Here is a 1,546-nt window from a genome sequence, read left to right on the forward strand (position 1 = left end):
TCCCGATCCGCTCCCTGCGCGTCTCGCTCCTGGCGACGGTGCTCGCCGGCCTGCCGCTGGCCGCGATTGCCCAGACACCGCAGCCGCCGGCGCCGCAGCGGCCCGCCCAGGCCGTCGCCAAGCCGAAGCCGGTAGCCCCCGCAGCGGCGGCCGTGACGCAGGGCGCGGCACCGGCCAAGTCCGGTGACGATGTGATCGCCCGGGTCGGCACCACCAACATCTCGGCCGACCAGATCCGGGCCTATGTCGCCGCGCTCGGGCCGCGCGAGCGCGCCGCGTTCGGGCAGGATCCCAGCCTGCTCAGCCAGGCGGTGCGATTGATGCTCGCCAACCGCCTGGTGCTGCAGGAGGTCGCAGCCAAGAAGTGGGACCAACAGGCGGCCATCGCCGAGCAGCTCGACCGGGTGCGCGAGAGCGCGGTCGCCGAACTCTATCTGCAGCAGGTCTCGACCCCGCCGGCCAGCTTCCCGAGCGAGGACGACCTGCAGAAGGTCTATGACGCCAACCGGGCCTCGTTCCTGATGCCGCGGCAGTTCGAGCTGGCGCAGATTTTCGTGCCGCTGGCCAAGGACGCCGACAAGGCGACCGAGGACAAGGCGAAGAAGGCGGTCGAGGAGCTGCAGCGCAAGCTGAAGGCGCCTAGCGCCGACTTCGCCGCGCTCGCCAACGAGACCAACGAGACCAAGAATGGCGGCGAGCTCGGCTGGCTGGCGGAGACCCAGATCCGGCCCGAAATCCGCACCCAGGTCATGGCGCTCGCCAAGAATGCGATCGCCGAGCCGATCAAGCTCGACGACGGCTGGCACATCATCAAGCTCACCGACACCAAGGCCTCCTACACCCGGACCTTGCCGGAGGTGCGCGAAGTGCTGGTCCAGCAGATGCGCAGCGAGCGCGCGGCGATGCTGCGGCGCGCCTACCTCGCCGAACTGTTGAAGCAGAATCCGCCCGTCATCAACGAGCTCGCGCTGTCGGGCCTGATCGGCGGCCCGACCCCGGCGGCAAGGTAACCGCGCGATGGCCGCCGTGCCGCCATCGCCGAACCGGCGCCGGACTGGATGCTGACCGCCGGCGAGCTTCAGGCGCTGCTCGGGATCTGCGGCTATCGCGGCGCCGTGCTCGCGACCTGGCGGCGGCATGTGCTGCCGGCCGGGTGCCGGGTCTCGCTGCAGTTCGGCGATCAGCTCGCGCGCGATGGCGACGGCCTGACCCGTGTGGTGATCCGCTGCAGCCTGGAGCTCAACGGCCCTGACGCGCGGATCGGCGAGGTGACCTATTGGCAGATCCGCAAGGTGGTGCCGGCCACGGTCGATGGGCATCGCGTCCAGTTCGAACTCGAAACCGATCTGTTGCTCGGCAGCATGATCCGGTTTGACGATGTGCTGACGCAGGGGGCGGAGATGCTGCGCCATCTGCGGCTGTTGATCGCGGACGCGCGGCTGACGCTGGCGCATCTGCCCATCAACGACCGGCTTGGCGAGGAGGCCCGTGCGCCGGTGCTGCGGATCGAGGCCCGCTTCGCCGCCGACCTGGCCGCCGGACGCTC

At 70.2% G+C, this 1,546-nt stretch carries 2 protein-coding genes; both read left to right on the forward strand.

Annotation, left to right across the window (positions count from 1 at the left end):
* Window positions 1–5: 5 nt before the first annotated feature.
* A complete protein-coding gene (locus AAFX91_RS41535; RefSeq protein WP_394570331.1) occupies window positions 6–1,010 on the forward strand; it encodes a peptidylprolyl isomerase in 1,005 nt (334 codons plus the stop codon).
* A 48-nt stretch (window positions 1,011–1,058) separates the two neighbouring features.
* A partial coding sequence (locus AAFX91_RS41540; RefSeq protein WP_394570330.1) for a hypothetical protein occupies window positions 1,059–1,546 on the forward strand: 488 nt, incomplete at its 3' end.

Origin of the sequence: Bradyrhizobium sp. 31Argb, from assembly GCF_043638955.1 — a bacterium.
Classification (GTDB): domain Bacteria; phylum Pseudomonadota; class Alphaproteobacteria; order Rhizobiales; family Xanthobacteraceae; genus Bradyrhizobium.